The sequence below is a fragment of the Clostridium sp. SGI.024 genome (assembly GCF_050315195.1).
In the GTDB taxonomy this organism is placed as follows: Bacteria; Bacillota; Clostridia; order Clostridiales; family Clostridiaceae; genus Clostridium.
This window is the reverse complement of record NZ_JBNPON010000095.1, coordinates 1-7724: the sequence shown is the minus strand read 5'-3', so window position 1 is coordinate 7724 and position 7724 is coordinate 1. Positions and strand designations below refer to the sequence as shown.

The following is a 7724-nucleotide window of genomic DNA, read 5'->3' as shown; positions in this document are numbered from 1 at the left end:
ATTTGTTATTAATTCATATACAATTTTGAGAAAACAAAATCTCAAATTAAACTTACTAAGCAAAGCTTAGGAGTATAAGATTCTTAGCTAAATCAAAGATTTAGAGAATCATAGCATCTGGTGATGATGGCGTAGAGGAAACACTCCTTCCCATTCCGAACAGGAAAGTTAAGCTCTACAGCGTCGATGGTACTGCACGGGAGACTGTGTGGGAGAGTAGAACGTTGCCAGGTATAGTGGCTCGATAGCTCAGTCGGTAGAGCAGAGGACTGAAAATCCTCGTGTCCCTGGTTCGATTCCTGGTCGAGCCACCAGGTATGGCGCTATAGCCAAGTGGTAAGGCAGAGGTCTGCAAAACCTTTATTCCCCGGTTCAAATCCGGGTGGCGCCTCCAAAGAAAAACTACAAGATTTCTTGTAGTTTTTTTTATTTTTTAAAAATAATTTCTTTTTGAATCAATAATTTATCTTTAGAAGAAAACTTGAAAGAACTACCTATAGGAATAGTTATATTAGGATATTCATGCCCTATTTTCAAGCCAGAGATTATAGGTATATTTAGAGGAAGAAGTTTTTCTTTTAGAATATCTTCTATAGTTAAGGTTGTATCCTTACTATTACAATTTGTAAAGTTTCCTATTAGTATTGCAGATAACTTTTTAAGTTTTCCACAAGAAATTAATTGAGAAAGCATTCTATCCACAACATAGGGGCTTTCATTCACATCTTCAACAAGTAGTATATTGTTATTAAAGTTTATTTTATAAGGAGTTCCGAGAGTGGAACAAATAATGGATAAATTTCCACCAACTATATTACCTTTAAAGTCTTTATTATTCCATATTTCATACTTTTTATGGCATAGATCATTTAAATTGTAAATTATCTTATTATTATAGCCATTGAATATATTTAAAAAATATTCTTTAGTAGAAATATCATTAAAGTCAGAAGTTATCATTGGACCGTGGAAGGTAGGAAAGTGACATTTATTATATATATAATTTAGTAATAAGGTTATATCGCTATAACCAAAGAAGGGTTTAGGATTATTTTTTATTTTTTTTAGGTCTAAATAGGGTGCCATTCTAATAGAACCATATCCACCTCTTAAGCATACAATTGCATTAACTTCTTTATCTTCAAACATTAAATTTAAGTCATTAGCTCTATTTTTATCGCTACCTGCAAGATATCCAAATTTATCATATAAGTGCATACCTTTTTTTATTTTAAATCCTAAATTTTCAAATATAGATATTTTTTCATCTATATATTCATGAGATTCTGGAGAAGAGGGAGCAACTATTCCTATTGTAGGAGACTTAGGTATGGAATTAAGTTTACTATTAAACAAATAAATACACCTGCTTTTAAAATAATTTATATATTAATATACTATAATAATACTAAATCTATGTTCATCTAAAAACATTAGCTATTAAATCCATATATGTATTTAGAAATTATTAAACTTAACAAGATAATTTTTATCTATTATATAAATAAATAGTAGGGTTATGGATACAACCCTACTATTTATGAAAACATATCTTTTTTATATAGCAAATATGCAGTTCCGAAGGTTAAAATTAATGTTATTATCATAGTAATTTCAAAACCAAATTCATTATTTATAAGTGGCATTCTGATAAAGTTCATCCCAAATATACCACCGATGACTGTAGGTATCGCCATGAGAATTGTAACTGAAGCTAATACTTTCATCACTATGTTTAAGTTATTAGAAATAACAGAAGCAAAGAAGTCCATTGTACTTGCAAGTATATTGCTATATATTTCTGTCATCTCAATAGCTTGCTTATTTTCAATTATTACATCTTCCAAAACATCTTGATCTTCTTCATATTTTTGCATTATATCTAATTTTAGCATCTTTTCTAATGTTATTTCATTTGCTTTAAGTGATGTAGAGAAATAAACTAAGGATTTCTCTAAGGAATGAAGTTGAATTAATTCTCTATTTTTCATTGATTTATGTAATCTTTTTTCTATCATCAAGCTTTTTTTATCAATTTGTCTTAAATATACTAAATATGAATTAGATATTTTACTTAATATCTGCAATATAAATCTAGATTTTTTAAATGTGAAAAATGATTTAACTTTACTATTTATAAAATCTGTTAATATTCTGCTATTTTTTAAACAAACAGTAATTATTTGTTTATCTGTATGAATAATAGCTAATGGATATGTATCATAAGTTAATGAGTTATCCTCCATTTCAGTGAAAGGTATATCAACTATTACTAATAAACAATTATCTTCTATATCTATACGAGAAGTTTCCTCGTCATCTAAAGGAGCTTTTAAAAAGGAAAGTGGTACACCAGTCTTTTTTGATATTAAAATAAGCTCTTCATCTGATGGTGCAATTATATTTATCCATGATCCTGGTTCTATATTGTCTAAAACTTTTAATGAGGGATTACTTTCACCAACACTTTTATATATTTGTATCATTATTAAACCTCCTTAAGTTGATATCAAAGATAATTATACTATTTATATTCGAATTTGTAACAATATTAAGTAATTTTATTTAGAAAATTTAAATATAGAGAAAAGTGAAGAAATTTATAGAAAAATTGAATATAAGTAGAATAAATCAATATAACTTTTAAAATACTTAAAAATATAGTGATTAATAATTAAATACAAATATGGTCAAATGAAATAATAACTAGTATAATCTGAATATTGTTTATTATAATGAATTGATAGGTCGATGGGGGATTAATTAGAAAAATGATGCATAGAGAAATTGTTGAGAAAAAAAGAATACCAGTTATAGCAGTGATTTTATTTTCTATAACAGCCATACTTTATATGGCTGAAGCTATTGAAAGGTCAAAATATAACAAACATATAATTGGATATATATTTAATTTCTCATTAATAGTTATTTCAGTAATATTGATAATTAAGGAAATTAGAAGCTGTTTTGTTTCATATAAATATGTAGTAATTGCAGACAAGCTTATAATTAATTTAATAAGAAATAAAGAAGAAAAGAATTTAGAAAGTATAAGGATGTCAGATGTACTTTTTATAGGAGAAAAGGCAGATATGCCAAAGGAATATATGGGGACAAAAGGGACAAAATCTTACTTATGTAATAGAGTAGGAGCAAAATCTTATTACTGTGTTTATAAAAGTGGGGATAAAATAAGAAAGATTAAATTTCAACCAAGTGATAAATTTATTAGTAAAATAATAAGGCATGGAAAATTAAAATGTAAATTAATTTAAGATAAAAATAGGCTCAATATAGAGCCTATTTTTTATAGAATTCATTTTTTACTTCAGAAAGAAGATTTTCTTTTGATATAATATCAAGACCTGTAAATGCTAAAGCCAATGATGCTTTCATAGATTCTGTAAAAGCATGTTCAGAGATTGTGGCTTTAGCAAAGTCTTTAGTTCCATATCTAATACTTGAATCATCTATAATAGAGAAGAACGGTTGTATACAAGGAATATTCTTACTTACTATCCCTAAACTTAGGCCTGAATATATATCTCTAGGGCCATTAATATTAATAATTCCTGTTTCTTTTAAATTATGACTGAATAATCTGTTTAAAGTACGATTTGTTATAAGTTCTTCATTTTCTGGTTCATATAATGAAATTGAGTTTTGTACTCTTATAAGCTTAGAAACATAAATAGCAATTTCTCTTAGTTTATTCTCTACTATTCTTGCAATATCCATTTCTGGTGCTCTTATATAAAATTTAGCTTCTGATTCTATAGGTAGTAGAAGAGGAGTAAATCCACCATTAGATAGTATAGAATTTACTTCAACATCCTCTGGAAATCCTTTCAAGATAGAATTTAATATATTAAAAAACAAAAGAACTCCATCTAATGATGTGTATGTGCCTTTATTTAGAAAGCTAAGTCCACTGTTTCCAATATATTTTATGCTTAATGGAATAATTGCAGAGGAACTACCACTTTCTGAAGTTACAGTATCAGGATGAGCAACTAATACTACATCAATTTCTTCAAATATTCCTTGTTTAACCATAACAGATTTTGTTCCACCTAGATATTCTCCTGGACAACCTATAATAACTACGGAACCACCAATTTTTTCTATTATGGAACCTAATGCTAATGCTGCAGCTACAGAAGTTGTAGTTAGCAGGTTATGTCCAGTTATATGTCCTTCAATAGGAATAGCATCATATTCACATAAGAAACAAATACTAGGACTGCTATTACCCTTAGAAGCACGGAATGATGTTTTTAATTCTAAAAAGTTTTCTTCTACTTTAAAATTATATTTCTTTAATAATTTGCAAATATAATCATATGAGGTAAATTCATTATAGCTTTTTTCTGGATTATCGTATAAAAATTTATTCAAAGCTTTTAAATCTTCTTTATTTTTTTCTATAAAGCTAATCATTTCTTGTTTCATTTTTTTCCCTCCCAAGTTATTTTAATTTTAATTTTCCCTTAAACTATAATAATTATTTATTAAATAGGTTTTTTTATATAAAGTATAAAAATTGTTTTTAAGGTCAGAATTATTAATAATAAGTTAGAGGGGGTATTAATATATGAAATTAGAAAATAAAACAATAGATAATGATAAAAATAAATGTAAGGTCTGTAGTAAAGAAATATTCATAAATGATATAATTATTAATAGAGGCTTATTTTGTCATGAATGTTGTAATATAATTTCTCAAATAAATATTAATGATATGGAATATATTTATTATAAAGAAAGAATTAAGGCGTGGCTTTTAAGCAAATATAATTTTTATAACATGAGGTAGCTAAAATGAACAGAGGAAAATTTATAGTATTCGAAGGTGGAGATGGTTCAGGTAAGAGTACGACATTAGAGAAAATATATGACTTATTAGTTAAGCAAGGAATAGATTGTATAAAAACTAGAGAACCTGGTGGAATTAAAATTTCTGAAGACATTAGAAATATAATATTGGATACAAAAAATACTGAAATGGATAGAAAAACAGAAGCTTTATTGTATGCTGCAGCTAGAAGGCAACATTTGGTAGAAAGGGTTATTCCAGCATTAGAAAAGGGTAAAATAGTTTTATGTGATAGATTTATTTATTCATCATTAGCCTATCAAGGATATGCAAGGAGAATACCAGTTGAAGAAATATTTCAAATAAATAAATTTGCAATAGGAGAATATATGCCTGATTTAAACATATTCTTTGATATATCTCCAGAAGTAGGTTTAGCTAGAATAGAGAAAAATAGTGATAGAGAAGTTAATAGATTAGACCTTGAAAAATTAGATTTTCATAAAAGGGTAAGAGAAGGATATTATAAATTAGTAGAAAAAAATAGTGAAGAATTTGCAATTATTAATGCAGAAAAGTCTATAGATGAAGTTTTTAATGATACAAAAGAAATAATACTAAATTTTATTAAATAAAATAGGATGTATAATAAATTTTTGCTTAATTTATACAGCTTTTGTGATAAAATGTTAATATGAGGTTTATATTAGGAGGGGTTAATATGAAATTAGTAATAGCAATGGTACAAGATGATGATGCATTAGATTTAATCGATGCAATTACTGAAGCTGGATTTAGAGTAACTAAGTTGGCTACAACAGGAGGATTTCTAAAGTCAGGGAATACAACTTTGATTATAGGTGTAGAAGCAGATAAGGTACAAAAGGTTATAGATGTTGTAGAAGATATTTGTAAAACTAGAAAGCAAATTATTACTACGCCAACTCCTATAACTGGAAATCTTGATATGTATATGTCTTATCCAATTGAAGTTGAAGTTGGGGGAGCTACAATTTTCGTTATAGATGTAGATCAATTCATAAAAATATAATTAGGAGGGTGTAATGGGAGAGATTATTGGACATAAGAATATATTAGATAACTTTAAAAGAAGAGTAGAATCAGATGAGATTTCCCATGCACATATAATTGTTGGAGAAGATGGTATTGGCAAAAGTAATTTAGCTAATAAATTTGCCAGAAGTATATTAGGTAAATCTGAAGATAAAGATTATATAGATATTATAAATTATAGATGTAAAAAATCTTCTTTTGGAGTAGATGATATTAGGGAAATTGTTGAGGAAATTAACAAAAAACCATTTGAAGGAGATAAAAAGGTAATAATAATTTATGATGGAAATAAATTAACAGTGCAAGCACAAAATGCTCTATTAAAGACTATAGAAGAACCACCAAAAGGTGTTTTTATAATATTATTATGTGAAAGTCTAGAACTTATATTAGACACTATAAAATCAAGATGTCAAATTTATAAGTTATCTCCATTAACTAAGAATGAAATAAGGCTTTATATAGATAATATAAATGATAATGGCATTAGCGAAGATGAAATTAATGCGGCCATTGCCTATAGCGAAGGAATTCCAGGAAAAGCAGAAGCTTTTCTAAGAGATTCTTTATTAAAAGAGCTTAGGAATACTTTAGTTGACTTATTATTCCTTTTGACTAAAGGCAATACTAGAGAGCTTTTAGATTTTGAAAGTAAACTAGTAACTTACAAGGATAAAAAGGAAGATATATTAAATATTCTAGCCTCCTTTATAAGAGATATAATAATTTATAAAGAAATTGATGAAGTTACCGGATTAATAAATGGGGATAAAATTGAAAGTATAAAAAAAATAGCTATTGAAATGTCTTATAAGAAGCTTAATAATATAATTGATAAAATTGGAGAAGCTAGAAAATCACTTCAAAGCAATTCTAATTTTCAATTAACAATTAGAGTTATGCTTATAGGATTTATGGAGGTTTAATAATGATAAAAGTAATTGGCGTTAGATTTAAAAAAGCCGGTAAAATATACTATTTTGATCCTAGTGGACTAGAAGTAAAAAAAGGTGACTTTGTTGTTGTTGAGACAGCAAGAGGTATAGAATTTGGGGAATGTGTTATAGGTATTAAAGAAATTCCTGAATCTGATATAGTAGCTCCTTTAAAGAGTGTTATTAGGGTAGCAGAAGAAGCTGATATAAATAAACATAAGGAAAATAAAGTAAAAGAAAAAGATGCCTTAGATATATGTCTAAAGAAGGTTGAAGAACATGGATTAAACATGAAACTAATAGATGTAGAGTATACCTTTGATAATAATAAAGTTATATTTTATTTCACTGCAGATGGAAGAGTTGACTTTAGAGAATTAGTAAAAGATCTAGCAACTATTTTTAAGACTAGAATTGAGCTTAGACAAATAGGAGTTAGAGATGAAGCTAAAATGCTTGGTGGGCTAGGACCATGTGGAAGACCTTTATGTTGTTCAACATTTTTAGGTGATTTTGCCTCAGTATCAATAAAGATGGCAAAGGAACAAAATCTATCTTTAAACCCAACTAAAATATCTGGAATATGTGGAAGACTTATGTGTTGCTTAAACTATGAACAAAGTACTTATGAAGATATAAGAAAGAGATTGCCTAAGGCAGGATCTATTGTAAGTATGGGAGACTTTAAAGGTGAAGTTGTAAGCAATAGTACTGTTAAAGAGAGTGTTAAAGTTAAATATAGACGTGGAGACGAAGAATTAGTTGAAGAGTTTAAAATAGATGATATAGAATTAATAGAGGGTGGATATGAAGATTCTGTGGACGAATCTGATATTAAACTTGAAATAGAGTCACCTGAAGATAAAAATTTAATCAATGATCTTATAAAAGAAAATTAA

Annotated in this window: 9 protein-coding genes, 2 tRNA genes and 1 rRNA gene; 9 read left to right on the top strand and 3 right to left on the bottom strand. The window is 27.3% G+C overall.

The window, feature by feature from the left end; all coding sequences use genetic code 11:
* Positions 1–116: 116 nt before the first annotated feature.
* The 3 genes from rrf (at position 117) to ACQRD5_RS16145 (ending at position 394) form a co-directional block, all read left to right on the top strand.
* Positions 117–233 (top strand): 5S ribosomal RNA (gene rrf / locus ACQRD5_RS16155).
* 5 nt (positions 234–238) lie between these two features.
* Positions 239–314: transfer RNA gene (locus ACQRD5_RS16150), tRNA-Phe, on the top strand.
* Positions 315–319: 5 nt separating this feature from the next.
* A tRNA-Cys gene (locus tag ACQRD5_RS16145) sits at positions 320–394 on the top strand.
* A gap of 32 nt (positions 395–426) precedes the next feature.
* Here the strand turns inward: ACQRD5_RS16145 and ACQRD5_RS16140 are convergent.
* Positions 427–1356 (bottom strand): S66 peptidase family protein, encoded by a 930-nt coding sequence (locus ACQRD5_RS16140; protein WP_291631731.1) that lies wholly within the window; start codon positions 1354–1356, stop codon positions 427–429.
* 182 nt (positions 1357–1538) lie between these two features.
* Positions 1539–2486: a magnesium transporter CorA family protein gene (locus tag ACQRD5_RS16135; RefSeq protein ID WP_291631734.1), complete on the bottom strand. Its 948-nt coding sequence runs from the start codon at positions 2484–2486 to the stop codon at positions 1539–1541.
* Positions 2487–2771: 285 nt separating this feature from the next.
* Between ACQRD5_RS16135 and ACQRD5_RS16130 the strand changes: the two genes are divergently transcribed.
* The gene (locus ACQRD5_RS16130) at positions 2772–3275 is read left to right on the top strand and encodes a hypothetical protein (protein ID WP_291631735.1); all 504 of its coding nucleotides are present in this window, start codon (positions 2772–2774) and stop codon (positions 3273–3275) included.
* A 25-nt stretch (positions 3276–3300) separates the two neighbouring features.
* Here ACQRD5_RS16130 and ACQRD5_RS16125 read toward each other — a convergent pair whose 3' ends face one another.
* Positions 3301–4452 (bottom strand): M20 family peptidase, encoded by a 1152-nt coding sequence (locus tag ACQRD5_RS16125; RefSeq protein ID WP_291631738.1) that lies wholly within the window; start codon positions 4450–4452, stop codon positions 3301–3303.
* Positions 4453–4594: 142 nt separating this feature from the next.
* On the opposite strand from ACQRD5_RS16125, the gene ACQRD5_RS16120 reads away from it, so the two are divergent.
* The 5 genes from ACQRD5_RS16120 to ACQRD5_RS16100 all read left to right on the top strand — a co-directional run bounded on the left by ACQRD5_RS16120 (position 4595) and on the right by ACQRD5_RS16100 (position 7724).
* Complete coding sequence (locus ACQRD5_RS16120) at positions 4595–4816, top strand: sigma factor G inhibitor Gin (RefSeq protein ID WP_291631804.1); 222 nt, start codon at positions 4595–4597, stop codon at positions 4814–4816.
* A gap of 5 nt (positions 4817–4821) precedes the next feature.
* Positions 4822–5451: a dTMP kinase gene (tmk, locus tag ACQRD5_RS16115; protein ID WP_291631802.1), complete on the top strand. Its 630-nt coding sequence runs from the start codon at positions 4822–4824 to the stop codon at positions 5449–5451.
* Between the two features lie 86 nt (positions 5452–5537).
* A complete protein-coding gene (locus ACQRD5_RS16110; protein WP_291631800.1) occupies positions 5538–5867 on the top strand; it encodes a cyclic-di-AMP receptor in 330 nt (109 codons plus the stop codon).
* A 13-nt stretch (positions 5868–5880) separates the two neighbouring features.
* The gene (locus ACQRD5_RS16105) at positions 5881–6816 is read left to right on the top strand and encodes a DNA polymerase III subunit delta' (RefSeq protein WP_291631798.1); all 936 of its coding nucleotides are present in this window, start codon (positions 5881–5883) and stop codon (positions 6814–6816) included.
* Between the two features lie 2 nt (positions 6817–6818).
* Positions 6819–7724, top strand: a complete 906-nt coding sequence (locus ACQRD5_RS16100; protein WP_291631796.1) for a PSP1 domain-containing protein — start codon at positions 6819–6821, stop codon at positions 7722–7724.

Coding starts and splice junctions, on each gene's coding strand:
- ACQRD5_RS16135 (WP_291631734.1), bottom strand. CDS start 2,486: ATGATACAAATATATAAAAGTGTTGGTGAAAGTAATCCCTCATTAAAA.
- ACQRD5_RS16130 (WP_291631735.1), top strand. CDS start 2,772: ATGATGCATAGAGAAATTGTTGAGAAAAAAAGAATACCAGTTATAGCA.
- ACQRD5_RS16125 (WP_291631738.1), bottom strand. CDS start 4,452: ATGAAACAAGAAATGATTAGCTTTATAGAAAAAAATAAAGAAGATTTA.
- ACQRD5_RS16120 (WP_291631804.1), top strand. CDS start 4,595: ATGAAATTAGAAAATAAAACAATAGATAATGATAAAAATAAATGTAAG.
- tmk (WP_291631802.1), top strand. CDS start 4,822: ATGAACAGAGGAAAATTTATAGTATTCGAAGGTGGAGATGGTTCAGGT.
- ACQRD5_RS16110 (WP_291631800.1), top strand. CDS start 5,538: ATGAAATTAGTAATAGCAATGGTACAAGATGATGATGCATTAGATTTA.
- ACQRD5_RS16105 (WP_291631798.1), top strand. CDS start 5,881: ATGGGAGAGATTATTGGACATAAGAATATATTAGATAACTTTAAAAGA.
- ACQRD5_RS16100 (WP_291631796.1), top strand. CDS start 6,819: ATGATAAAAGTAATTGGCGTTAGATTTAAAAAAGCCGGTAAAATATAC.